This is a genomic window from Nitrospira sp. NS4 (assembly GCF_049546785.1).
Classification (GTDB): Bacteria; Nitrospirota; Nitrospiria; order Nitrospirales; family Nitrospiraceae; genus Nitrospira_D.
In genome coordinates this window covers 272,050-295,830 of record NZ_JBMWAN010000003.1, presented here as the reverse complement: position 1 = coordinate 295,830, position 23,781 = coordinate 272,050, and the positions used below count along the sequence as shown (strand labels likewise).

Here is a 23,781-nt window from a genome sequence, read left to right as displayed (position 1 = left end):
GCAGGCAGGGCTCTCGTAACGAAACCGACACGAACCCTTGTCACGGGTACGTTACGTTCCTTCGATCATAATCCGCCGGCACTTGGCCTCTTCCCGCTTGGGGAAGGACACCGTCAACAGACCGTGCTTGTGGGTAGCCGAGGCCTTGTCTTGATCGACGAACGCCGGCAGCTTGAAGAGCCGCACAAACCGGCCGCCGGCGATCTCGTGCAGATGATAGACTCCTTCGGGCGCACCCTCCTCCCTCCGCTCTCCCTTCACCGTCAACACCTGGTTGTCGATCTCCAGCGAGAGGTCTTTTGTCTCCCACCCTGGAAGCGCGACCTCTACATAGAAGCCGTCGCCATCCTCCCAGGCGTTACAGGCCGGCGACCACGGCTGGCCAGACGTTCCAAACGCCCGCAGGGCTTCATCAAACATCCGGTCAATCTGACGGTTGAATAGATCGGGGCTGATCGAGGACACCACGGTCGGTACATAGCTGCTCATAACTCTCCCTCCTCCTCTCTCCGAGAGGTCACGTTATGGGTTGATGGTGATGGTTGTGGATCGGGAGTCAGGCCGAGGAAGACCCGGGGCAACACCTGCCGCCGCTACACCTCCAGACTCGGGCCTAACACCAAATCCATCTGGTCAGTATCAGCAACGAGAGAGGAGTTAATTTCTCCCGAGAAAAAGTCAAGAGGGGGAAGAGAGGGAACACAGCCGGGGATGGCTGGCTCAGGCGGGAGAACCGCCCGGTCTGTTCGACTGTCCTGACTCCGCAGCCTTTCGGTCTTTCCCGACCAGGGCCAAACACAGCAACCCGATCCCGACCCACACAAGTTCACGGAACCGGCGAAGCAACGCAAAGGTAATGCCGGTGACGTCGCTGTAGCCGAAGGCTTTCAGCAGCAGCAGATTTCCGCCGTCCTGCGCGCCGAGGCTGCCGGGAATGAAGAAGGTGCCGCCTTTGATAAAGACCGAGAGGGCCCCGATGGAAATGGCCGGGAACGCCAGCGCCGGCCCGCCGAGATAGTAGATGATGACGTACACTTCCAGCGCTTCTGCCAGCCAGCCTAGGAAAAACAGCCCCGTGGAGGCGTAAAAGGCCGGACGGTGGTGTGTATAGAACTCGAGGATCGTCCGGTCGAGTTCGCGCAGCCTGTCTTCACGCGCTTCCAGAAATCCGATCCGGAATCCGATTGTTCTCAGTGTCTCCAGAATCCAGGTAAAGATGCCGCGCCGCTGGACAAACACGAAGGCCGCCGTCCCGAAGGCCAGCAGCCCCACGCTCAAGAGCGCCGCAGCCACGGTCTGACCGGACGAATCCTGTCCCCCTATCAGCCACAGCCCCAGTGCAATGCCGAGGAGAATGAACAGGACTTCGGCCACCGTCATCGTAGTTTTGGCAATGACGACCGACGCGAGGCCCTCCACCATCGGCACGTGGTGTTTCTTCAAGAGATACGCCTTCAACGGCTCGCCGCCGACATAGGCCGGCGTGGTCATGTTCACCACTTCCCCGGCGGTTCGAATCGCAAACAGGCGCCAGAACGGCACGGCCTGCGCCGATGACCCCAGCGTGACTTTCCACCCGTAGGCTTCGATCGCATACATGATGAACGAGGGGATGAGAACGACGAACAGGGCCGCCGGCCCGAGCTGCGCCGCCGCGTCGTAGATGCGGCCTGGCCCGATATGCCAGACGAGGAGACCGAGTGTGACCAGCCCAAGGGTGAGTAATATTAGCCTGACCACGATGCGTTACAAACCATCATTGACGGGATGCTCAAAACGGCCATCCGGCAAGGCCGCAGGGAGCGAAGGCCCCGAGGCGTACGTCGCTGGTACGCCGGGGGGACTGAGCGACTCAGAACGACGCTGGGGGATGTGTTCAGCATCCCGCTGCTAAGCACGGGACGTCGCGGACGGACGAATGACCCACAACATCAGCACGGCAAACACGATCGAACCGGTCGCGGCCATCCAGAGGAACCATTCCAGCTTGCTCAGCAGGGCGAAGAGCAGCACGATCACGGAGAAATCTCGGCTGGCCACGTTCTTCAGCATGAAGTCCGACCAGGCGGCATGGACCGGGGTTTTCCATCCGCTGGCCGCCTTGATCTTCTGCGCCCGATTGACCAGCATGAAGGAGAGGGCATTTCCGACGATGGCCGCCGCGCCCAGCGCCAGCGGAGTCCACGCCTCGTCCTGCCCGGCCGCGCGCTGATAGGCTCCCACCGCGATGCCGGCGAAGATGGCCATGTGCACGACATTGTCCATGGCGATGTCGAGCCAGGCCCCGAACGGCGACTCCGTAAATGTGAGGCGGGCCACCTCCCCGTCACAACAATCGATCACAGCCGCCAGTTGAAAGAGCGCTGCCGCCAGAATGCCCGCACTGTAGGTACCGATGCCGAACTCCGCCGCCGCGAGAATCCCGATGACCGTCGCGATCATCGTGATGGCATTCGGTGACAACCCCAGCACAAGGAACACGCGGGTGAACCAGCGGGACAGCTTGCGGTTGAAATACCGGTCGACGAACCCTTCGAATTCACCTTTCAGGGAGGAGAAGAGCCTGCGCTCCGCCCGCGGTACGTCATCCTGGGTCCGCACATCCTGATACCACTCCGACGGATTCACGTCCGTTCTCAGCACCCGCACGCGGCCGTCACGCGCGGCCCGTTCGATCCAGCTGCGGATGGGAATCGTGTCTTCAGTGGAATCAGGGGTGTTACTGGATTGCATGAGACTGGCCGGGACCACCAGCAGTTCCCCCGCAACCAGACCGCTCTCCTCGCCCCGGGCAGATCCGAGCGCCAGCAGCCGTTCGGCTCTCACGGTCACCGGCACCCGCCGCTCCCCTGCTCCAGGCCGACCGGCGGGCTGCGCCACCAGAATGGCCTGCCCGTGCTGCACGTCGCGACGAAGACTTTCGATCAAGGGACGGGAAAACAGCCCGCGCGCGCTCGCGATCAGACAAAAGCCATGCACTTCCTCCGCCAGCACGTCCCAGGTGCGGGGATCGTCGAGCGGGAACTCCCGGATCGGCATCCACCGGACAGCAATCGTCACGCGCGGGCCGCGGCCCAGCGCCTGCTTGAGCTGGTCTTCCTCCTGACCGGCCAGGACGATCAGCTGCCGGATACCGGCCCGTTGCAAGGTGAGGACAGCCCGCTGAAACAATCCGATCCCGACCACGCTGGTCAGCGGCCCGGCTACACCCGGCCTGCGTTCGATCGCATCTCCGAAGACGCTCGCGGAGGGCAGCAGAATCGCCGTCGCCAGTCCGTGGATTTCCGCCTGCTGTTGGGTGAGACTTTCACTCATTTCAGAATCCGTTGCTCGTCGTCCGTCGCTCGCGGGCTCTCTTGCGTTTCACAAGAGACATTTCACGAACCACGATCTCCGCTAGAGCCGTGGCAGAATCTCGCGCTCGGCTTTCTCGACATCTTCGGGAAAATCGATTTCGGTCCAGGGCAGCCCGCCGATCTTCTCGTGGCCGACCTTCACATCGCGGAAGAAATCGATCAAGGCATCTTCGTACTCCATCTGCCAGGCCTCGCGGTCGACATAGGTCCGGAGAGACGCCACGACATGGGGCGAATCAGCCTGCCGGACTTTCAAGAACCCCACCCCTTCACCCGCATACTCATAGCGCGGCGGCATCTTTTTCGTGAGGGCGATGACCCGGCCTCCCTCCACCACAACCATGCACTCTTCGCCGGTCTGCTTGACGGTTTCGTCCATCAGCAAGGCGTTCTCATAGGGGGACTGGACCAGCCGGCGCAGGATCTCCCGGTGAAAGAGGACGTCCGCATCCATGACGATCGTGTCGTCCGTGAAGGCCGTCCGCGCGATCCACAACGACGAGATGCTCCCGCGATGGAATTGTTCGTTGACCAGGAAGTTCACCCGCACCCCGCCGGCATCGGACTCCACGGCGGAACGAATCATCTCCTGCTTGTACCCGACCACGATGTCGGCCTGCCGGATGCCGACGCTCGCCAGCGAGGTGAGATACCGGCGGAGCAGCGTCTCTCCCCCGATCTTGATGAGACACTTGGGATGGTGCTGGGTCACCGGCCAGAGTCGTTTCCCGACTCCTGCGGCAAGAATGATCGCCTTCATGCCGGTTTACATGCCTGTTCGAATGCGTCGAGGAATCCGGCCAGTTGCGCCTCGGTGAGCGCGCCCATGTTCGCCACCCGGAAGATTTTGCTTTCCAGCTGTCCCTGGCCGGCGTAGATGACATAGCCCTGGGCCTTCAGACGATCATGGAGCTGAGCGTACGCGACCCCCTCGGGCAGATAATAGGCCGTGATCGTGTTGGACTGGCGGTCCGGCGTGAGCACCGGCTTGACGCCGAGCTTCGCCATGCGCGCGCGAATCAACGCGGCGGATTTTTTATAGCGCTGAATGCGGTTCGCCACGCCTTCTTCCAGCAATTCGCTCAGCGCCTCGTCGAACGCGTAATAGACCTGTACCGCGGGCGTGAAGGGGATGGTGCCGCGGCCCTGATCATCCACATAATGCGTCAGATGCAGATACCAGGAACGCTTCGGATAGTTCCGCATCCGCTCCAGGAAGCCTTTCCGCACCAGCACGAAGGACACGCCCGGAAATCCCTGGATGCATTTGCCCGCCGTCCCCGCCACCATGTAGATGTGCGACCCGGCGATATCCAGCGACTCCCCGCCCAAACCGCTCACCGCATCGAGGATGAACACGCGATTCTGGCTGTCGACCACCTCCGCGACTTCTTTCACCGGATTGATGAGGCCGGTCGTCGTCTCGTGATGCACCATCGCCACGGCATGGACTTCGGGATGCTGCCGCAGGGCGAGCCGGAGCCGTTCGGGGTCCGGCTTGGCCGTCCAGTCGTACTTGAGTTCGGACACCCCCAGCCGGTGGAGGCCGATGATCTGGGAAATGCGCTCGCCATACACGCCGTTGTTCAACACCAGCATGCGCTTTCCGTGGGGGATGGCCGACATGAGCGCCGACTCGACGGCCGACGTGCCGGAGCCGGTGATGAGCACCGCCGCATATTCGGCTTCCGCGCCGGGGACAAAGGCTTTCAACAGCTTGTCCTGAATCCGGTAGAGCAGCTCGGTGAACTCCGATTCGCGGTGGCAGATGTCCGGCCGCAGCAACGCCTGCCGCACCCGCTCGCTCACATTGACTGGACCTGGATTCAATAAAATCATAGGACCTTTCGGCAAGAGGCGAGGGGGCAAGGGGCACGCGGGAGGATCCCCCCTTGCCTCGTGCCACGTGCCTCTGGCCAGCCTTTCTACTCGATGGCCTTCATAAACCGTTTGGTAATGTCGGGCGGTTCATGGAGCACCCGCCCGGCGTCTTCCGCAAACTCGTTGACCTTGATCAGCAACATGCTCGGCCCGTCTTTCTTCAACATGTCTTTGAACTCGTAGACGAGGTCGTCGCGGTCGAGCACGCGCTCCACATTCACATAGCCGGCCGCCTTGGCGACCTTTTCCAGCGGTACCACGTTGGAAATGGTCGGCTGGTTTCCGGTCGTGCCGTAGACTTCATTGTCAAATACCACGTGGATGAAATTCTTCGGCTTCAAGGCCCCCACCGTGGCCAGCGTGCCCATGCCCATCAGCACATTGCCGTCGCCGTCGAAAGTGATCACCTGCTTGTTCGGCTTGGCCAGCGCCACGCCGAGCGCGATGGCCGGCGCATTCCCCATCGAGCCGATCATGTAGAAGTGGGTGGGGCGATCGGCGATTTTGTGCGCTTCGCGGGATGGAAACCCGTTACAGATGATGACGGGCTGGTCGGTGAGCAATTCGAGCAGCGCGGCGATCGCCTGCGCCCTGCTGATCAGTGTTCCCTCTTCAGGCCTCATGGATGCAACCCCTTTACGACGCCTTTGGTGATCACGAGCGCGACCGGGATGCGCTGCTTCATGAAGGTCTCGGCCACCCATTTGAAGTCGTCCAGGGCCGTCTTCTCGGTCAACACACGGTGCGGGATTTTCATGGTCTCAAGAAATTGCGGCATGACTTCGCCCATCACCAGATGCTCCGGCGCATCCTTCCCGCCCTGGCCGCGCCAGGAGACGATCAGGATGCAGGGTTGACGATAGATCATATTGAGGGAAATCAGCGTGTTGAGCGAGGTCCCGAGACCGGAATTCTGCATCAGCACGGCGGGAATCTTTCCCGCCATGTAGGCGCCGGCGGCCATAGCCACCGCCTCGTCCTCCCGCACGGCCGGCGTGTAGAGCCGGCGATCCATCAATTCCGCAATAATGCCGCCCAGGATCGAATCAGGGACCCCGGTGAAAAAGTCCACCCCCATGTCCTGCAGCGCTTGAACGAATGCGTCGCTCTCGATCATGTCCATCTCAATCCTTTGCCCGCATGGCCCCTATCGTTGAACCGACTGTGAAAGCGGTGGCATTATAGGACAGGCTTTGGGCATTCTCAACAAATGCCGGCCGGTTGCACGGAGCCGGACAGCAATGGTAGCGTGCACCCACGCCGATGATTTCGACAGGATCTTCCGCCATGCGCTGTCGCCCGCTCTCCCATGTGTTCGTTGCGCTGCTGATGGGATGCGTCCTGCTTCAGCCCTCTGCCGTCGGCGCCGTGCCGATGCTCAACGACCCGAAAGGGTTTCACAACATTCCCTGGGGGGCGGCCCTCATGACCCGTACGGACCTGGAGCCGGCACGAACCGGCCCGCACATCAAGGAATATCGCGCCAAGACAGGCCCCCCGTCCTTTGCCGACGCAGCGATGACCAGCATCCTCTATGTCTCGGTCGATGATCAGTTTGCCCGGGTCACCATCCGGTACGACGGGGAACAGACCCACAAGCGTGTCATGGACTATCTGGAAGCCCAATACGGCCCGCTGGAGCGTATTCCCGGCCAGATGACGCGGGGCCTCAATCAGCAATATACGTGGCGCGGCACGGAGACCGAGATCAACCTGACCTATCAGGCCAGTACCGAGCGGGGGTTTATCTTTATCGATAGCCGGACATTGGCGCCGCGGTTCAACGACCACATCACGGATTCAGCGGAGTAGCCTCGCCATGGTCCCACAGATCTTCCAACGGCCTTACCGGCTGCTTGCCGGCCTGACAGCCCCCCTGCTGCTGCCCGCTGCCCTGGCGCTCGCCGTCCCGATCGTGAACGATCCGAACGGATTCGAGGAAATTCCCTGGGGGACTGAGCTGAGCGAAAGCGACCGACTGGGACGGGTTGAAGATGCAGGCGCGCTGCAATCCTTCGAGCAGAAGTCCGGAGCGCCCGCGCTCGGGACCATCCCGGTGGATGTCTTGCGTTACACCACCTTTGAAGGAAAGTTCGGCCGCGTGCTGATCCGCTACCATGGCAAGGAGACGCACGAGCAGATCCTCACCTATCTCCAATCCAAATACGGGCCGCTCGATCGGACGCCGGGCCAGATTTCGGTCGGCCCGATCCGCGTCTATGCCTGGCACGGGTTCGATACGGAAATCACGCTGCGGTTCGAGTCGCGAGTCGAACAGGGCGTCATTTTCTTCGAAAGCCGCACGCTCCGCGAAAAACTCGCTGAAGGGAATTCCGGCACAGTGTTCTGAGCGGTCACGACCGCTCCCCCCTCCGCATACAAGAACTCGTACTCCGTGGGAGGAGGCTCTTTCGGGATCATGAAAGAGCGTTTCGCAAAATTCACCAATAACTGGCTTTCCGACCCGTTCTCCTCCATCATTCTCCCTAATGACCTGAAGCGGTTCCGGACCGCCCTCCCGACTGCGAGGGGCATCGTCCCCTTCACCCCGGGGATTCCGGAAACGCCTGGGCCGACGTAGAGCCGGCTTATAAAAAAGCATCGCTCACAGAAAGGTAGAAATGAGAAAGTCTCCGTCTCTGGCAACCACTCACACACGTCCAACCTACTCCAGCCTGGACAAACGCAACACCGAACGGCTCGCGGTCAGTTTCAAAGTCCAGTACAAGGGAGAAGTCCCCAGCCAACCTCATGCCGGCCAGGCATTGACCAAAGATATCTCCGTAACAGGATGTAAGCTCGTGACCGATGGCCCGGTGACCCGTGGAACACTTCTCACCCTCGCCATACACCTGCCGGATGGTGAAGCCCCTCTGTGCCTGACTGCGGCACATGTGGTCTGGGTTTCGGGCTGCCAGTTCTCAGTTCGATTTCTCCAGCTCTCGCAAGAGCAGCGGAAACGGTTGCAGTCCTACATCTGGAAAAATATTTCCCACGCAACGGTCCACAATCAGCGCACCAGATTCAGACTGGTCTGAGTTTCCCCCCTGGCCTGCGAGCAAGGCCCCGACGACCGCCCCTGATCACGACCTTGCCAGCCGTCCGATTCCGCCCGTTGCTTGTCTTCGCAAGAGGACTCATGCTACCGTCGCGGTGAGTGATTACTCACCAGGACAATATGCCCGCGACACAGCCATCCAAACAATCCAGCCGGGAACGGCAAGCCAGCCTCATTCAGGCCGCCACGGGTTTGTTCGCCAAAAAGGGCTTCAACGGCACGACCACAAGAGAGATCGCCAAGGCGGCCGGCATCAGCGAAGCGCTGGTGTTCAAACATTTCCCGACCAAGCGCGCACTCTATGCCGCTATCCTCGCGGAAAAGGTCACCCTCGGCGAACTGCTCGGATCCATCGAGGAATCCGCCAGGAAGCGTGACGACCGGCGCATCTTTACCCTGATCGCCGGCTACCGCATCCGCCCCGGTGTCGATCCGACCTTGTTACGGCTCTTGTTGTTCAGCGCCTTGGAAGGCCATGAACTCTCCGATATGTTCTTCGGCAAGCATCACAAGGTATTCTACGACCGCCTCGCCGCCTACATTCAGCAGCGGGTCGAAGACGGCGCTTTCCGCCAAGTGGACCCCCTGTTGGCTGCCCGGGGCTTTATCGGCATGGTGGTCCACCATCGCCTGCTGCACGAAATCTTCGGCGTGCCGATGGACCGGTCCTATGAAGATACCGTCTCAAGCTATGTGGATCTGTTCCTGCACGGGCTCGTGGCCGTGCCTGCAACCGGTCGCGCAAAGACAAGGCGCGTGACATGAAGTCGTGGAAGCAGCACCCCTTCGTCATCCTCGGCGTGATTATTTTCTTTGCCGTCACCGCCCTGGTCGTCTTCCGCCTGAGCACGGGCGCCAAGACCGACCAGAAAAAGCCGCGCGTCATTACCGTGGGGACCGTCACTCCCGTGAAACAGGACCTCCCCATCCGGCTGACCTACACAGCCGACATTATTCCCAACCAGGTTGTGAACCTCTTCTCCCGCGTCGATGGCTACATCGCCAAAATCCATGTGGATAAGGGAGACTTCGTCAACGCCAACCAGTTGCTGGTGGAAATCGACCATACCGACTACCAACACGCGGTGAACCAGGCGAAAGCCAATCTCACAGCAGCCAAGGCCAAGGTCTCGCAGCAGCAGGCGGCGGTGCGCAACACAAAGCTGACCCTGGACCGCATGCAGTCACTCATCAAGGATCAATTCGTCTCTCAGCAGGACTTGGATACCGCGCAGGTGAATTTCGACGGCGCAATCGCGGCGCTACAATCCCTGCAAGCGCAAGTAAAGCAGGTAGAAGTGGCGCTCGCTCAGGCAGAAACCAACCTGGCCTACTCCTATGTCCGGGCCCCCTTTGCAGGCTATGTTGCCGAACGGAACCTCGACCAGGGCGCCTACGTGACCAGCGCGACCGCCAGCACCTCCACCATGTCGCGCGGGATCCTGAGCCTGCACGACATCGAAACCGTGCGGATTCTGATCGAGGTAGTCGAGAAGGACATTCCCCTCGTGCATATCGGGCAAAAGGCGGAGGTGCGGGCCGAAGCCTACCCGGATCGGGTCTTCGAGGGAACCGTGACACGCATCGTCCAGGCCCTTAACCGCGCCACCCGCACCATGACCGTCGAGATCGATCTGCCCAACAAGGAGCGCGATCTGAAGGGCGGCATGTTCGCGCGGGTCGAAGCCCTCGTGGGCACTCACCCTCAGGCCATCCAGGTCCCGATCGATGCCGTCAGCCGGTTGGAAGACGCGCAATATGTCTACGTCGTGCGGGAGGGGAAGGCCCAGCGCATGAATGTCGAAATCGGGGCCCGCGAGGGCAATCGCGTGGAAATCACGAAAGGTCTGACCGGCGATGAACAGGTGATCGTCTCAGGAAAAGATCTCGTCCACGACGGCACCCCGGTGCAGACGCAATCCCTTAGCCCAGTGAAGGGTGAGGGGTGATGGGTGAACTCCGGTCCAGCAACCGATGTTCGTTAATCCCTAGCTCATCACTGATCACGCATCACACGTCACCGTTTCCATCATGTGGCTGACACTGCTCGCATTACGAAATCGCATCGGCATCCTGATGCTGTCGCTTGCGATGGTGGTGCTGGGCGTCACCTCGCTGGAGCGGCTCCCGGTCGATCTGTTCCCCAACATCCAGGTCCCCGTCGCCTTCGTCGGGGTCATTTATAAAGGCGCACCCCCGCTCGACATCGAACAGAGCGTCGTCTATCCCATCGAAAAGGCCGTCAGCTCCGCCTCCAACGTCGAGCACGTCGAATCCTTTTCGAAACAAGGCATCGGCGCGGTCCAGATCTGGTTCAACTGGGGCGCCGACATCAACGTCGGCCAAATGGAAGTGATGCAGCGCATCACCCAGATCCTGAACAGCCTGCCGCCGGGCATCCTCCAACCCTTCATCGTCAAGTTCGACGTCTCCAACATCCCGGTGTCGTTCGTGACGGTCTCCAGCGACGATCTGGACGAGCGTGCCTTGTACGACCTGGCCTACAACACGATCGCGCCCCAGATCGAACAGATCGCCAACGTGGCCGCCGCCACGGTCGAAGGGGGCAAAATCCGCCAGATCAACATCAATCTCGACCCGGCCCTGCTCAATGCGCGGGGGCTCTCGATCCTCGACGTCGTGAAATCGGTCAAGGCCGCGAACCTGATCCTGCCGTCCGGCGACCTCAAGGCCGGCAATCTCGACTACAACGTCTTCACGAACAATCAATTCAAGACCGTCGAGCCGATTCAGGACGTCATCGTCAAGGTCAACCAGCAGGGCAGCCCGGTCCGTGTGCGGGATGTGGGAACCGTGACCGACTCGTCGGACATTCAGACCAACGTCGTCCGGACGGACGGAAAACGGGCCGTCTATCTCCGCGTGAACAAGCAGCCCATCGCCAACACCGTCGAAGTGGTCGATGCCCTCCGCGCCGCCCTCCCCAAGATGATCGGCATTCCGCCGGGCGTGAAGCTGGGCATCTCCTTCGACCAGTCCGTCTACATCCGCCAATCCATCCAGAACCTGATCGAGCAGGCCCTGCACGGCTCGCTGCTGGCCGCCGCCGTCATCCTGATCTTCCTGCGCAATCTGACGAGCACCCTGATTATTTCCGTCGCCATCCCGCTCTCCATCCTCGTGACATTCATCGTCCTCTACTTCACCGGACAAACCTTGAATGTGTTCACCCTGGGAGGGCTGGCGCTGGGCATCGGTCGCCTCGTCGACGACTCGATCGTCGAACTGGAAAATATTCAGCGGCACCTCAACACGACCCCACGCCGGTGGGATGCGATTCTGGAAGCGGCCCGTGAGGTGGCGATGCCGATCTTCGCCTCAACCGTCACGACCGTCGTCGTCTTCCTGCCCATGTTCTTCATCGTCGGCATCGCGCGCTTATTATTGATCCCGCTCACCGTCACGATCGCCATCGCCCTCTTCACCTCGTTCTTCATCTCGCGCACCGTCACCCCGGCGCTCTGTTACAAGTTCCTGAAGCCGGAGCAGGACGCCCACGGCGCCATGCCGGGCTGGTTTGTGCGATTAATGGAGTGGAGCCGGAACCGCTACGACTCGCTGGATCGCCGTTACGAAGAGTCGCTGCGCTGGGTGCTGGACCACCGTCGGACCTTCATCTCAGCCGTGGTCCTGGTCTTTGTCGGCTCGCTGATGCTGCTCCCCATGATCGGCACGGAGTTCCTGCCGGTCTCCGACGAAAGCCAGTTCCGCATTGTCCTCCGTGCGCCGGTGGGCCAGCGCGTCGAGAAAACCGAGCAGCAAGTCGCGGAGGTCGAACGGGTCCTGCGAGAGAATATCCCGGCGAATGAACTGGAAACGATGGTGTCCAGCACCGGCGTGCTGGCCCAAGGCCGCTCATCCCTCTTCAACCCCAACACCGGCCCGCATACGTCCGTGATCTCCGTCTACCTGGTGCCGCCCGACAAGCGGAAACGGAGCCAGGTTCAGGTCATGAACGACGTGCGCCCGAAAGTGATCAAGCTGTTCCCCGGTGTCGCCATGTTCTTTGATCCGGGTGGATTGGTAAAGCGGGTCACCAGCTTCGGCTCCCAGAAATCGATCGATGTCGAAATCTATGGCTATGACTTTGAGAAAGCCCGCGGGGTCATCCGCCAGGTCGAAGAGGTCATGCACAAAGTGCCGGGCCTCGCCGACATCGAGGTGAGCCGCGAGGAGAACTATCCTGAAATCAACGTGGTGGTGGACCGGGAAAAGGCCGCGCTGCTCGGAATCAGTGAAACCGAAGTGGCCAACGCCGTGCTCTTCTCACTGAACGGGAACGGCCAGACCGACCCGATCATCTACACCGACCCGCAGAACGGCAACGAGTACTACATCAGCGCCTGGCTGGCGGAGGAACACCGGAAAGACCTCACCGATCTGGAGAACATCTTGCTGACGACCAAGGCCGGAGAGCCGGTGTTGCTCAAGAACGTGGCATCCCTGAAGTTGAATGCCGGCCCCGTGAAGATCGACCGGAAGTATTTCCAACGCGTCGTCCACATCACGGCGAATCCGGTCAATCGGGATCTGGGCGCGATCGCCGCCGACCTGGAGTCGGCCTTTGCAAATCTCCAGATGCCGACCGGGTTCAGCATCAAGCTGGCGGGCCAGATTCAGCAGCAGCGCGAGACCTTCCAGGGCCTGCAGTTCGCCACCATCCTCGCCCTGGCACTCGTCTACATGGTGATGGCGGCGCAGTTCAAATCGCTCATCGACCCCTTCATCATCATGTTCTCGGTGCCGATGGGCTTTCCGGGCGTGATTCTGATCCTCTTCCTGACCAACACCACGCTCTCGACCACCTCGATGATGGGCATCATCATGATGCTCGGCATCGTGGTCTCAAACGGTGTGCTGCTGGTGGACTACACCAACGTCCTGCGCCGCAAGGGCCGCCCCTTGCATGACGCGGTGGTCACCGCCTCGCGCACCCGCCTCCGGCCCATTCTGATGACCTCGCTCGCCACCGTCTTCGGCCTGCTGCCCATGGCCATCGGCTGGGGAACGGGCGGAGAAACCAACGCACCGCTCGCGCGCTCGGTCGTAGGCGGGCTCAGCGTCTCGACCTTGCTGACCCTCTTCCTCGTCCCGACGATGTATATGATCTTGGAGGAACGGTTCCCGAGAAAGCTGGATGAAGAGCAGCAGGCCGCTACTCCCTCACCACCGACCAGCCCGCTTCCGGCACTGGAATAGCCTCCAGCCCAGCCTCTTCAGGCTGGCCCCGCCTGTGGCTCTGCTTCTGTTCCTGGCTTCTCCAGACTGGTGCGGCCCAGCGTCCCGTCACGGTAGTCGGCTAAGAGAATCCTCGCCGCCTTGTCCCGGTCCAGCGCCCCGCCGCTTCCGGCCAAGAGACAGCCGCGCTTTTTCGCGATCGCATCAATCACCCCGGTACTCGTCAGTCCCTCCACCGCAAAGCCGTAGCGGGCCGAAAGCCTGGCGGGGTAGCGAGCGAGCAGGATGCCGGCGAGAAACTCGGCCACCGCTTCGTCATCGACGACCGTGTGCCCCACCGCGTTGATCGTCGCAAGCAGGAGGCCCACCCGAGGGTCCTTGATGGTCCCCCAGAGCAATCCGGGGGAATCCGTGATGGTCATACGGTCGTTCAGCTTGTGCCGCTGCTGGACCTTGGTCACGGCCGGCTCATCGCCGACGCGGGCGATGCGTCGCTTGAGGAGCGCGTTCATCAGGGTCGATTTGCCGACGTTGGGGACTCCCATGATCAGCATACGCAGCGGCTTGACGATGCTGTTGCGATGAGGGGCGAGGGGCTGACAGAGCCGGGGGATCCTGGCGGCGTCGCCCGCATGCTGACAGGACAGGGCCACCGCGCTCACGCCCGGTTGCCGGTTATACAGATCCAACCAGGCCTGGGTCACGGCGGGATCGGCCAGATCGGCCTTGTTGAGCACCTTCAGGCAGGGTCGCTGACGGGCCTGGCGCAGCTCCTCGATCAGCGGATTGCAGCTGGCCTCAGGAATGCGGGCGTCCAGGATTTCGACGATGACATCGATCACCTCCATGGTCTTGGCCGCTTCTTTGCGCGCCGCATTCATGTGACCGGGAAACCACTGGATAGACATGGGGAAACAGCCTTTCAGATCAAGAGGACAGAGGTACAACGTCGCAGAGAAGCGCAACGGCCGTCAAGCCCGGCGGTGACGGATGAACGGTGAGCCAGCCGGAATGAGTTACGACCCGATGGTAGGAAATAGCGACTTGATCTGCAGCGCCAGGCCCATATCCCCGCTCACCCGAAGACGGCCGGTCATGACGCTGGCCGGGGCGTTGAGCTGGCCGTTGAGCAGCTTGAGGCAGTCTTCCCCCGTCATGGAGATGATCACGTGCGGATCGGGATGAATGCCGCTCTGAACCGTACAGGCCCCATCCGCGACTTGAACGGCATACTGCCCGCCCTGGGTTCCGCTCAGATCGAATTGATAGACCACCGTGACATCTTCGGCGGCATCCCGATCGAGCGAGGCGGGCAGGGACTGGAAGAACTCTGCAACGGACGTGGGTTTCATGGATCGATCGACGGGGTATCGTGGGTGGTGGCAATGGGGGCCGCAGGCATGCGGCCCCCACTCCCGGTTGACACAGCGTGCGACTAATACCGGAGCGTGGCTGTCGCCATGCTCCGCCGCGCGCCGAAGAATTCCTTCGAGAAGGCTTCGACGACCGCCGGGTCATAACCCTTGCAACTGAAGATGTCGAGGTACGCGTTGTTGGTGTCGTTGGCGAAATGTCCACTGATCAGCGAGGTCGAGATCAGCTGCACCATGGAATAGCCAGCCACGCGACCTTCGCCGAAATTCACGACCTGGCACTCGCCAAAACGCTTCATCCCGATGAGCTCGCAGAGCTCCACGACATAACGCTTGATATGGTCGGCACTGCGGATCAGCTCAGGATTGCAATCTTGCAGGTCTACTGCAGTGCAGAGTCCCCAGGCTTTGCCGGCTCCCACCATCTCCTGGACGGGAAGCGACACGGCCGCCGGGGCGCTAGTTGGTAAGATCGAAGACTCGGAACCAGCCGAGATACTCATAGGGTTAAACCCCTTTCTGATTAAAAGTGAGGGCCCACGCGCACGACATCTGGCTCCAACTATACCATGAACTTTTTCTGGTCAGGTGCGCCCGCACAAACTTTTTTCAGATCGAACGATCCGGGCGACCCGGGATCCGGTTGACAAGGTTCGCGCCCCTCGGTGACAATGCGCCCCACCATGAGCACCCCCTCCACAGTCCAGACCGAACTCCCCGACCGCCTCTGCACCTGGTGTAAGGTTCCGATGAAGAAGCGGCTGGTCGGCGGCCGGCAGTTCGTCCACTACACCTGCCCGAAGTGCGTCTTCCAGCACACGACCCGCTTGGGTCCCAAGCTCCCGCCGCCCAAGCACTGACAGCCTTGACGGCCCCTTGGCCCAATAGGCTGAGCACGGTCGTCCCCATCTGCCTCTTTTGCTAAAGTCACTCGTACCCTGCTGCGGCCGCAGAGAAGCGCCCCTGCATCGCAGTTTCCCGACCGGCTCATCTGCACCAATCTCGCCGGCGGCACACCCTATAACTTCCCCTCGACCAGTGACCGGATCTCCTCCATCCGGCGCCGGTTCACGCCCAAATCGCTGTAGCCGGTGCGGGAAGCGGAGCGGAAGTGGATCGTTTTGGCATGATCATCGAAGAGAAACTCCACATCGTCGACAAAGCGGAACAACAGGCTGGTGAACTCATAGCGGAGGGAGGACTCGTCTTCCTCGACGAGCTTGGCGCGGGGCAGGGTACGAATGATGTCCTTCAACGCCTCCTTCGCCTCAGCCCGCGACTTGCGATACCGGAACGGCGCGATGGCATGACCATCATCCGTTGCCTGGGTCGAAACACAGTTGGGCGAATCCGGGCACGGCAGGTTTGTTGTCATATATCACCTTGCCTTTCTCTGAACCGTCGAACAAGTCACTTTCCCGAGAAAATGGTTCCCGATCACGCCATCACGCGGCGCATGAGGCGGTCAGAGCTCAGCCGGCTTGGTCGTCTTTCGTTTGAGATAGGCCTCGCCGAAATCCACCCCCAATTCGGCCCAGATCGGAAGGTGATCGGACATCTTGTAGGTTCGCCACTCGCGATAGGTTTTGGCATCCTTGCTTGCAAGATAGACGCTGTGATCGTCATCGCGATAGACGTAGTCAAAGAACGGGAAGACCCCGGCCTTCGCGACCTGCACCTGGCTCTTCACGTCCGGCGCGAGGAAGGCCATCTGATCGAACGGCTTGTCCAGATTGGCATTCGTGTACTTCCCCTTCAGGCCCGCGGGAATCTCAAAGTCCTCCTTCTCGATCGCTGTAAAGGTGGCATCATTCGTGGTAAAGACGTTGAAATCGCCGAGCAGGATCGCGTTGTTGGCCCAACGGTCCTTCGCCTTCATGCGCTTTTTCAGCAACTGCACCACGTTCTCGGCCTCTTTCACGCGCTGCGGATCATCGGCCTTCGGGTTCCCGTAGTACAGGTGCTGAGTACAAATCGTAAACTTGAACCAGCCCGCCCGAAAGCCGGCCAGGTAGGGCGTTCGCGCGAATGCGAATTCGGAACTCAGCGTGTCCCCCTTCTTCGTCATCGGCGGAACCAACTCTCCGGCCAGCCCGCCAAACGACAACTTCCGTGTATCGTAGATGAAGGCCTGCCGTTCACTGTTGCCTTGCATGCCGAGAGTCACGTCGGAAACCAGAAACTTCCACCAGCCCCCGAGTATCCCCATCAAGCCGTCCAGGGCATCAAGGTCGTCCCGCACTTCCTGCACCGCCACCAAATCAAACCGCGACAGAATCTCAGCCAGGTAAAAGAGCGCTTCCTTCTCCCGGCCTTCGTACTTCTTGCCGCCGAACTCCCGAATATTCCAACTGGCGACCAGCAACGTCTGATCGAGGGATTTGGGAGGCACCATGGCATCCAAAGCTTTCTTCAGACGCAGTAGCCCTTCCGCCGTTCTTCGGCCCGCAGGAGTTCGATTATCGATTGAGCTATAAAAAGGCATGGGTCCTCCCGGCACAACAGCGCATCGCCCGTAACCCGCGCAACGCGCGTCTTTTCGTAGAAGTAGACGGTTTCCGCATCGACATCCCCAAGACAGGCGAAGCCTAACCAGAACAGGAGCAAATGTCGAGGCCACGCGGCACAGTCCCGGGCGAACCTGCCCGTTCAGCTATCCTTCGCCTCTGCCTTGGAACTCCGACAGCGAAACGGGGGGATCCTCTTCCGCTGATCCATCACCATGGTGTGATCGACGAATGTGCCCCCTTCATGACCTGCAACAGCTTCGGGGGAAGCGGCTTGGCCTGAATATCGTTGAGCGAGACCCCGTCGCCCTGAGTTGGCACCGTTCTCCTATTGTAGGCGACGCGGTCGCCCTTCCGGGCTGGCCGTCCTTCCCCCACACGCTCTTCAAGCAATGTGAGACCTCTCAGACGCTGCATTAATACGCTAGGGTCCTGAATGCGGCCGGACGTTCGCCCCGCTCTGCCACACGCACGGAGACGCGCCCGACGACCCGCCCGTCCTCTGTTTCGACGTCGACGCGCCAGTCGCCCGGTTCGAGCCGCTGTTTGAAGCTATAGGCCCGATAGCCGCCTTCACGGCCTCCGGAAATTTTGATCGGGATCTTGTCGGCATGGATGAAGGGGCTGCTGCTGTTCGGGCGGAAATACCAATGGTGGTACACCGTCGTATCCAGCGCCACCGGCGCGAAGACCGCGGTGAAACAATAAACCGGCTCGTTTGCGGGGAAGGGATTCTCCGACCGTTTCCAGACTTCATACCAGTTCCGGTCGTAGGTCAGAAGAAACTGGTCCCCCTGCCGTTGTACTTCGTGATAGATGCCGCCGAACTTCATCGACAGCGGCACCGGCGGAATCCAGTTGAGAAAGTAGAAGCCGACGAGCAGGCCGATGAGTGCGATACCGGGCGTGCCGGTCAGCACCGCCTCCCGCGCGCTCCGCTCCTGATTGTTCTTGTAGATGAGGTGAACCACGCGGAGGGTGACGACGACGCTCAAACCGGCTCCCAGAAGAAACACCCGGGTCCCGATCGCGCCGATCATCACCGGCAGGAAGAAGGTGAAAAAGCTCAGACAGACCAGCGCGTACAGACTGACCAGCAGGCGCAGATTGGACAACCGGTCGCGCAAAAACTCGTTTCCCACGAGGAGCAACACGAGGATGCCCAGGAAGATGCCGGTGCGCGTGAGTGAGGCGCTCCGCGAATAGAAAATCGCATAGGCGCTGAAAAGCCCGCCCAACAGGAACTGTATCGCCATGGGGCAGTAGGGCCTCACGCGCAGCACCCACCGCACACAGGGCGACAGCGCGGCGACCTGCTCCCGGTCCGGCGCCGGCTCGATCCCTAACCGGCCGGTCAGCACAATGAGAACGCCCAGGAGGAGAAGGTAGATCAACAGCAGAAGATTGTCCTGCAGCCGATCGATGCGCGTGAGGGTGAGGGTGTCGTACGTCACTCCGGACAGAAAAAACACCGCCGGCATGAACGGCTTCGTGAGGAGAGACTGGACTTTCGTGAGCGGGCTCATCAGGGCCCACTGTGCGAAATCCGAGCGCTTTGTTCAATGAAAAATTGATTCCGGAGGCGAGGCTCCCACAGGTTGCTCAACACGGTCGTCCCGCAAGGCCGCAACAAGCAGCGCCCCGAGGCGTACTCACTCCCGGGAAGCCGCAGGGGAACTGCGATGTGAGAACCCCGCTGGCGGCCGGTTTCAGCAACCTGTCACACAAAGGCGGGCAGCGGTGCATACACCACAGGGTAGCCGACCAACCGCTCCAGCCAGGGCTCCATCGCCTCTTCAGTCAGCGGGGCCCGGTTCAGGCGCACCTCGATTTGAAACATTCCGTTATGGCCGACAATGCCGATGATCGCCGAGGCGTCCTCGCCTTCCGGAATCACCACCTGGGTCTGAAACTCGCAGAGCGTGGCATAGAGGCGGCCATCAGGCTGGATCGCGTCCAACACCTCGGGCAACTCGTCCAGCGGACAATGGACCGAGCAGCGATAGGCAAACCGGGCTCCGGCTTCGATGGCTTGAAACTCAGTCAGGGCCTCTTCGGAAAAGCCGGTCAGGTAGGCCCGCACCCCGGCCGGTTCAGGCACGACGGTGGAGGCCAATTTACTGGCCGGCACCAGGAACTCAAAGGCGTCGGTCGTGTTGTATTCAAACTGGCCGGGACCGAAGGCGTCGGGCCAGGAACAAAAGAACGGAGTCCCGGGGTCGGCCGGACGCAACACGACTTGATTCTTCTCAATAAGAGTTTCAATCGGCAGATCAAGCACCGTGATGGCATCGAGGAAGGCGGCACGCCGCTCATCCAGCCATTGAGGCCGCATGGCGTCCGCGCGGGTTTCCCCCGGCGTGATCACCTCGCATGTCTGCAACCGGACGCGCAGAAAGGAATGGGCATGTCGGAACCCGAGCCAGAACATCCCGCGCGGCTCGTGCAGCCGCAACGGCTCCCGGATACGCCAGGGATGGCTCACCGAGCAGTACGTGCCGACATCCTGATGGCGTTGATAGACGGTGTGGTAGGCCCCGGCCAGGAGAAAGAAATCGCCCCGCCACCCCTCGCGCACATGCACGAGCGTCACGTCTTCCGTGGCCCAGGGATCGAGCTGGTCGAACTCGTCCGGCGTCGCCACAGTCCATTCTTCGACGTAGCAGATGACGTCCTGGGCCGGGAGCGCGGGCTTCAGCCCCAAAGCCGCCAATCGCTCCCCGACCGCCAGGACCTGGCCGAACGTCAGCGGAGTTGTCGTCTCCCATCGCCGCTCGCGCATGGCAATGCACCCACTCCCTCCCCCTTCGGCCTCAACCTCCCGTCGAGCTAGGGCGCGGGCCGGAGGGCCCGTTGCTCGATCCGGGTATCGCTGATGTACCGGTTGATCCCGTCCTGCAATGTGGCGGCGAGCAACTCCTGAACATCGTCCTCATTAAACCAGAAGACCGTCCGGCTCTGCGCCCCTTCAATGTTCCGCGTCGTACTGCTCCTGTCCCCGAGATTACGAGCCTGGACGGTTACTTTGCTGGCGGTCGTAATGACGGTCGAAAACACCCGGCTCTTGGCATTTACCGAAAGACTGTTCACCTGGCCGCTGATAATGATATCGGCGTCGGGCACAGACCCTGCCGGCGCCATCCGCACATTCCAGGCCCGGTCCTGCCAGCCACGGTTCTTGAGTCGGTCGGCCAGGGCCTGGGCGATGGCATCGCCCGATCGCATACCGGTCACATTGAAATTTGTCACCCCGCCCCATAAATGAGTCCGCACCCCGACCCGGCTCTTGTCCGGCCGCAGATCTTCGAACGGCTCGACGACGATCGTCACGGGTTCCCCCGGCGCAAAGGGCGCCGCCGATATAGGCGTACGCACATCGAGCAGCCGCGTGTCGCCCTTTCCGACGCAACCGGCCCCCGCCAACATCGCCCCGATCAGACCCAACCCCAGCACCTGTCGCATCGTCGCTGATTTCACGGGCTCCTCCTCACGCTAGAAAACTGTTCACTGCTGGCCGGACACCTCCGGCCTCTCTCCATGGGTTCATGGTCTGTCCCAGACACCTGCCAGGGATGTGATTACATCCGGACCAGTCTACCCAAGTCCACTCGGAGAGACAATTGCCGGAGCCCGCCGCAATCAGGCGGAGACGATGGGGAGGATCGCCCGGAACGTCTCCCGGCTCAGGTCAGGCAACTGACCGGCTTGCAGGCGCGGATCGGTCATGGGCACGAACCGCACGATCTTCAAAAACCGGCGTTCGGCTAGAACGGCCGCAATCTGCGCCTTTCGATTGTGCGTGATCGGCAGGGTATAGCCTTCGCCGCGCTTCCATTCCCACAGCGTAGGGGCGATCGACAGCTCCAGCTCCTGTCCGGCCACTTGATGGAACCGATCGACGATGTGCCTCTTGTATTGCTTGATGCCCGTCCCCTCCAGCATGAGGGCGCAGGCCAGATGGTGGCCCCACCAGAAGAGCGTCCGGAAGGTGAACGTGCTCCCCCCATGGAAATGTTTCGGACAATCAAGGTACTGGTACGGGAACGACTCCAGATGTTCGCCTTTGACGAACTGGCACGCGCGCGGGTTGAAATCCGGCGGCGTAATCAGGTCCGCCTGACGCATCTCATCCGTCACCGCTATATGTGTGGCATCGAGCAACCCGCGCACTTTTGCCATGATCTGAGCCTTTTTGCGAAAGAACTGGGCATCGCTCAGCAGCGCGGTTTCTTCCTCGGTAAACGAAAGCATCTGGTTCAGCATGGGTATGATCGCAGCGCGCGCGGGGAACGGGGGTTATTTCTGATGCGTTTCAAACACAGACACCGCCAGCGCATAGTGACAGCGGCAGTCGGCGCAGCGGAGCAGGGCGTGATCCTCGAACACGTCCATCTCGCGCAGCGACAGCGCCGGCGCATGGGCTTCGATGCAGGCCGCAAGCTGCGACGGCCCTCCGGGCTCACGGGCGCCGGTTGCATCCTGCTCGTCGGCCAGACTCTGCGCCGCTGATGGCTTGGCGACGATCGAGTCGCACTGCAAATGATGAGCGGAGCGACAGGAGCTGCAGAGCAGCACGACCGTGCGGCTCTCAGTCACCCGTTTGACCGTCACGCAGAGGGGGTGCACCGACCAGCATTGCTGCAAAAATGCGCCGCTGCGAATGACCTGCGCCATGGGGAGGCCTCACACGAAGGGAGGGCGGACCGTTACAGTTTCCACAGAGCCAGCATCAACAACCAGCCGATCAGATAGGGCACGACACAGGCATAGAGAACCACCGTGCGGGCGCGCTCAGGCGCGATGCCCCGCGCGAGCTGTTCCTTATAGACAAATTCGTACGAGAGGATGAGCACCGTCAGCGTGAGCGCCAGGACCCGGCTCGTCCGCGGCCAGGTGTATTGAACGCTGATCACAAAATTCGCCGTAAAGAATCCGCTGAACACGAGGATGAGAGGAGCCAGGACCCAGCGAACCGCGTCGGAAAACAGATGATGCCACCGGGAACGGGACGGAGCGGGATGCGATTGGGAAAGGGGCGTCACGACCCGACGGCAACCGGAGTCTCGTCCTTCAAGGGCGAAGGAGAGGGGATGCCCTCTTGGGCGGCGCGGCAGGTCTTGCACACACGGGGACGCGCCTTCAGAAACGAGACCTTGCCGCTGGCGAGACAGGTATAGTGCACGAACTCGTCGCAAACGGTACAGCGGGACCAGCCGCCGCTCAAAAAGGTCTTGTCCCGGTACAGCCCCTCCTGACAGACCTTGCACTGCCGTGGTTCGATCCCCAGCAGCATCGGCTCCCAATCCCCGCCAGCTTTTCTAATACTCATGCGGCGGAGTATAGCGAAGGCAGGAGGCAGGAGGCAAGGGGCGCGGTTTGACAGCCCCCAGGCTGTTTGTTACTCTCCCCACCCGATTCTCATTGCCGGACATCACAAACTCCATCTTCACGCTCATGAACATCAAGGCATATCTCGAGGAAAAACGGATTGCAGTCGATCGGTTTCTGGACAGCGTCAGCCCACCGGCTGCGACTCCGCCCACGACGCTCCATGAAAGCATGCGGTACAGCCTGATGGCGGGCGGGAAGCGGGTACGGCCGATTCTGACGATTGCTGCGGCGGAGGCGCTCGGCACGACCCCGCCCGGCTTGATGGCCGTCGCCTGCTCGCTGGAATTCATCCATACCTATTCGCTGATCCACGACGACCTGCCGTCGATGGACAATGACGATTTCCGTCGGGGAAAGCCGACGAACCACAAAGTCTATGGCGAAGCGATGGCCATCCTGGCCGGCGACGCGCTGCTGACCATGGCCTTCGATCTGTGCAGCCGCCCCGACCTCATGAAGGGCTGCGATCCGGCCCGGCAAGTGCGGTTGATTCAAGAACTCGCCTACGGCTCAGGCAACATGGGGATGGTGGGCGGCCAGGTGTTCGACATTCAGGCTGAAAACAAGGATATCGACCTGCCGACGCTCCAGAACATTCACAAACACAAGACCGGCATGCTGATGCGCGCCGCCGTCCGCATGGGAGCAATTGCCGCAGGCGCGACCGACCGGCAACTGGACGAGTTGACCGGCTATGCCGAAGACATCGGCCTGGCCTTTCAAATCGCCGACGATGTTCTGAATGTGACCGGCACACGCGAGGAACTCGGCAAGAATCCCAACACCGACGCCGAACGCGGGAAGAAGACCTATCCCACCTTCTACGGCGTCGACGGTGCCAAGAAGTTGGCCGATGACTGCGTCGATCGCGCGATCCATCGGCTGTCGTCGTTCGGCCCTTCGGCCGATCCGCTGCGCGAAATCGCCCGGTATATTACATCACGGAAGAATTGACCGTCGTTCGTGAAACGTCTCTCGTGAAGCGCATGATCGCTCATCCCGACAATCAACTCCTA

Annotated in this window: 28 protein-coding genes and 1 pseudogene; 9 read left to right on the top strand and 20 right to left on the bottom strand. The window is 61.1% G+C overall.

Features of this window, described 5'->3' with window-relative positions:
* Positions 1-51: 51 nt before the first annotated feature.
* From ACO9S2_RS10115 to ACO9S2_RS10085, 7 genes are all read right to left on the bottom strand, one after another.
* Complete coding sequence (locus tag ACO9S2_RS10115; RefSeq protein WP_423721893.1) at positions 52-489, bottom strand: Hsp20/alpha crystallin family protein; 438 nt, start codon at positions 487-489, stop codon at positions 52-54.
* 231 nt (positions 490-720) lie between these two features.
* Positions 721-1,740, bottom strand: a complete 1,020-nt coding sequence (locus ACO9S2_RS10110; RefSeq protein WP_423721892.1) for a lysylphosphatidylglycerol synthase transmembrane domain-containing protein — start codon at positions 1,738-1,740, stop codon at positions 721-723.
* A 150-nt stretch (positions 1,741-1,890) separates the two neighbouring features.
* Entirely contained in the window at positions 1,891-3,315 is a 1,425-nt protein-coding gene (locus ACO9S2_RS10105) for a CDP-alcohol phosphatidyltransferase family protein (protein WP_423721891.1), read from the bottom strand.
* Positions 3,316-3,396: 81 nt separating this feature from the next.
* Positions 3,397-4,116: a sugar phosphate nucleotidyltransferase gene (locus tag ACO9S2_RS10100; RefSeq protein WP_423721890.1), complete on the bottom strand. Its 720-nt coding sequence runs from the start codon at positions 4,114-4,116 to the stop codon at positions 3,397-3,399.
* Complete coding sequence (locus ACO9S2_RS10095) at positions 4,113-5,186, bottom strand: pyridoxal-phosphate-dependent aminotransferase family protein (protein ID WP_423721889.1); 1,074 nt, start codon at positions 5,184-5,186, stop codon at positions 4,113-4,115. Before ACO9S2_RS10095 ends, ACO9S2_RS10100 begins: the two co-directional genes overlap by 4 nt.
* Positions 5,187-5,281: 95 nt before the next feature.
* Positions 5,282-5,860: a thiamine pyrophosphate-dependent enzyme gene (locus ACO9S2_RS10090; protein ID WP_423721888.1), complete on the bottom strand. Its 579-nt coding sequence runs from the start codon at positions 5,858-5,860 to the stop codon at positions 5,282-5,284.
* Positions 5,857-6,360, bottom strand: a complete 504-nt coding sequence (locus ACO9S2_RS10085; RefSeq protein ID WP_423721887.1) for a thiamine pyrophosphate-binding protein — start codon at positions 6,358-6,360, stop codon at positions 5,857-5,859. The genes ACO9S2_RS10090 and ACO9S2_RS10085 overlap by 4 nt, the downstream gene beginning before the upstream one ends.
* 164 nt (positions 6,361-6,524) lie before the next feature.
* Here ACO9S2_RS10085 and ACO9S2_RS10080 point away from each other — a divergent pair, with 164 nt between their 5' ends.
* From ACO9S2_RS10080 to ACO9S2_RS10050, 7 genes are all read left to right on the top strand, one after another.
* Positions 6,525-7,049 carry a hypothetical protein gene (locus ACO9S2_RS10080; RefSeq protein WP_423721886.1) on the top strand — a complete coding sequence of 175 codons (525 nt, stop codon included), beginning with the start codon at positions 6,525-6,527 and terminating at the stop codon, positions 7,047-7,049.
* Between the two features lie 7 nt (positions 7,050-7,056).
* Positions 7,057-7,587 carry a hypothetical protein gene (locus ACO9S2_RS10075; RefSeq protein WP_423721885.1) on the top strand — a complete coding sequence of 177 codons (531 nt, stop codon included), beginning with the start codon at positions 7,057-7,059 and terminating at the stop codon, positions 7,585-7,587.
* 69 nt (positions 7,588-7,656) lie between these two features.
* The gene (locus tag ACO9S2_RS10070; RefSeq protein ID WP_423721884.1) at positions 7,657-7,818 is read left to right on the top strand and encodes a hypothetical protein; all 162 of its coding nucleotides are present in this window, start codon (positions 7,657-7,659) and stop codon (positions 7,816-7,818) included.
* 40 nt (positions 7,819-7,858) lie between these two features.
* The gene (locus tag ACO9S2_RS10065; RefSeq protein ID WP_423721883.1) at positions 7,859-8,275 is read left to right on the top strand and encodes a PilZ domain-containing protein; all 417 of its coding nucleotides are present in this window, start codon (positions 7,859-7,861) and stop codon (positions 8,273-8,275) included.
* A 140-nt stretch (positions 8,276-8,415) separates the two neighbouring features.
* Positions 8,416-9,060 carry a TetR/AcrR family transcriptional regulator gene (locus tag ACO9S2_RS10060; protein WP_423721882.1) on the top strand — a complete coding sequence of 215 codons (645 nt, stop codon included), beginning with the start codon at positions 8,416-8,418 and terminating at the stop codon, positions 9,058-9,060.
* Complete coding sequence (locus ACO9S2_RS10055; RefSeq protein ID WP_423721881.1) at positions 9,057-10,244, top strand: efflux RND transporter periplasmic adaptor subunit; 1,188 nt, start codon at positions 9,057-9,059, stop codon at positions 10,242-10,244. The genes ACO9S2_RS10060 and ACO9S2_RS10055 overlap by 4 nt, the downstream gene beginning before the upstream one ends.
* 82 nt (positions 10,245-10,326) lie before the next feature.
* Entirely contained in the window at positions 10,327-13,515 is a 3,189-nt protein-coding gene (locus tag ACO9S2_RS10050; RefSeq protein ID WP_423721880.1) for an efflux RND transporter permease subunit, read from the top strand.
* A gap of 17 nt (positions 13,516-13,532) precedes the next feature.
* Here ACO9S2_RS10050 and ylqF read toward each other — a convergent pair whose 3' ends face one another.
* From ylqF to speD, 3 genes and pseudogenes are all read right to left on the bottom strand, one after another.
* Positions 13,533-14,402, bottom strand: coding sequence for a ribosome biogenesis GTPase YlqF (gene ylqF, locus ACO9S2_RS10045; RefSeq protein WP_423721879.1), 870 nt, complete (start codon positions 14,400-14,402; stop codon positions 13,533-13,535).
* Between the two features lie 108 nt (positions 14,403-14,510).
* On the bottom strand, positions 14,511-14,846 hold the full coding sequence (locus tag ACO9S2_RS10040) for an SCP2 sterol-binding domain-containing protein (protein ID WP_423721877.1): 336 nt from the start codon (positions 14,844-14,846) through the stop codon (positions 14,511-14,513).
* 83 nt (positions 14,847-14,929) lie between these two features.
* Positions 14,930-15,274, bottom strand: a pseudogene (speD, locus tag ACO9S2_RS10035) (S-adenosylmethionine decarboxylase); the annotation flags it as partial.
* Positions 15,275-15,550: 276 nt separating this feature from the next.
* Between speD and ACO9S2_RS10030 the strand changes: the two are divergent.
* On the top strand, positions 15,551-15,727 hold the full coding sequence (locus ACO9S2_RS10030) for a hypothetical protein (RefSeq protein WP_423721876.1): 177 nt from the start codon (positions 15,551-15,553) through the stop codon (positions 15,725-15,727).
* A gap of 158 nt (positions 15,728-15,885) precedes the next feature.
* Here the strand turns inward: ACO9S2_RS10030 and ACO9S2_RS10025 are convergent, their stop codons facing one another.
* The 10 genes from ACO9S2_RS10025 to ACO9S2_RS09980 form a co-directional block, all read right to left on the bottom strand.
* Positions 15,886-16,242, bottom strand: a complete 357-nt coding sequence (locus ACO9S2_RS10025; RefSeq protein WP_423721875.1) for a DUF1499 domain-containing protein — start codon at positions 16,240-16,242, stop codon at positions 15,886-15,888.
* 90 nt (positions 16,243-16,332) lie between these two features.
* Positions 16,333-17,262: an endonuclease/exonuclease/phosphatase family protein gene (locus tag ACO9S2_RS10020; RefSeq protein ID WP_423721874.1), complete on the bottom strand. Its 930-nt coding sequence runs from the start codon at positions 17,260-17,262 to the stop codon at positions 16,333-16,335.
* A gap of 322 nt (positions 17,263-17,584) precedes the next feature.
* Entirely contained in the window at positions 17,585-17,791 is a 207-nt protein-coding gene (locus ACO9S2_RS10015) for a hypothetical protein (RefSeq protein WP_423721873.1), read from the bottom strand.
* Positions 17,791-18,900 carry a DUF2914 domain-containing protein gene (locus tag ACO9S2_RS10010; protein WP_423721872.1) on the bottom strand — a complete coding sequence of 370 codons (1,110 nt, stop codon included), beginning with the start codon at positions 18,898-18,900 and terminating at the stop codon, positions 17,791-17,793. The genes ACO9S2_RS10015 and ACO9S2_RS10010 overlap by 1 nt, the downstream gene beginning before the upstream one ends.
* 194 nt (positions 18,901-19,094) lie before the next feature.
* Positions 19,095-20,156 (bottom strand): hypothetical protein, encoded by a 1,062-nt coding sequence (locus ACO9S2_RS10005; RefSeq protein ID WP_423721871.1) that lies wholly within the window; start codon positions 20,154-20,156, stop codon positions 19,095-19,097.
* A 47-nt stretch (positions 20,157-20,203) separates the two neighbouring features.
* Positions 20,204-20,851 carry a hypothetical protein gene (locus tag ACO9S2_RS10000; protein WP_423721870.1) on the bottom strand — a complete coding sequence of 216 codons (648 nt, stop codon included), beginning with the start codon at positions 20,849-20,851 and terminating at the stop codon, positions 20,204-20,206.
* Positions 20,852-21,013: 162 nt separating this feature from the next.
* The gene (locus ACO9S2_RS09995) at positions 21,014-21,637 is read right to left on the bottom strand and encodes a hypothetical protein (protein ID WP_423721869.1); all 624 of its coding nucleotides are present in this window, start codon (positions 21,635-21,637) and stop codon (positions 21,014-21,016) included.
* 33 nt (positions 21,638-21,670) lie between these two features.
* Positions 21,671-22,048 (bottom strand): hypothetical protein, encoded by a 378-nt coding sequence (locus tag ACO9S2_RS09990; RefSeq protein WP_423721868.1) that lies wholly within the window; start codon positions 22,046-22,048, stop codon positions 21,671-21,673.
* Between the two features lie 32 nt (positions 22,049-22,080).
* Complete coding sequence (locus ACO9S2_RS09985; protein WP_423721867.1) at positions 22,081-22,416, bottom strand: hypothetical protein; 336 nt, start codon at positions 22,414-22,416, stop codon at positions 22,081-22,083.
* Entirely contained in the window at positions 22,413-22,703 is a 291-nt protein-coding gene (locus ACO9S2_RS09980) for a hypothetical protein (RefSeq protein WP_423721866.1), read from the bottom strand. The genes ACO9S2_RS09985 and ACO9S2_RS09980 overlap by 4 nt, the downstream gene beginning before the upstream one ends.
* Positions 22,704-22,828: 125 nt before the next feature.
* Between ACO9S2_RS09980 and ACO9S2_RS09975 the strand changes: the two genes are divergently transcribed.
* Complete coding sequence (locus ACO9S2_RS09975) at positions 22,829-23,719, top strand: polyprenyl synthetase family protein (protein ID WP_423721865.1); 891 nt, start codon at positions 22,829-22,831, stop codon at positions 23,717-23,719.
* Positions 23,720-23,781 lie beyond the last annotated feature (62 nt).